The sequence below is a fragment of the Xanthomonas pisi DSM 18956 genome, from assembly GCF_001010415.1.
GTDB lineage: Bacteria > Pseudomonadota > Gammaproteobacteria > Xanthomonadales > Xanthomonadaceae > Xanthomonas > Xanthomonas pisi.
Genome location: NZ_JPLE01000202.1, coordinates 1 through 386, shown reverse-complemented (window position 1 = coordinate 386; position 386 = coordinate 1). Strand labels below are relative to the sequence as shown.

1 protein-coding gene is annotated in these 386 nt (G+C 61.4%); it reads left to right on the top strand.

What is annotated here, in order from left to right:
- Positions 1-151: 151 nt before the first annotated feature.
- The coding region (locus tag Y887_RS21400) for a phage tail protein (protein ID WP_248827426.1) at positions 152-386 on the top strand (235 nt) is incomplete at its 3' end.

Genomic DNA, 386 nt, shown 5'->3' with positions numbered 1-386 from the left:
GCCTAAAGCGGACCAGGGGGTCATGGGGCCAAAAGGCGAGAAAGGTGAGCCGGGGGGCCCTGCAGGCCCGCAAGGTCCGAGAGGCGAACGAGGAGAAGCCGGACCAGAGGGACCTCGTGGAGAGCCAGGTCCGGCAGGCAGCGCTGCAAATGTGGCTGATGCAACGACGGCACAGAAGGGAATTGTGCAGTTAAGCAGCGCAACGGACAGTGATGATGAAACGAAGGCTGCCACCCCGAAAGCGGTGAAAGCGGCAATGGATGTGGCAAATGAAGCGAAAACAAAGGCAGAAGAGGCTGCAGCAGGAGGTGGTGTTCCCGGTCCGAAAGGAGATAAAGGGGACACGGGGCCAGCAGGTCCGGCTGGGCCGAAGGGTGATAAGGGAG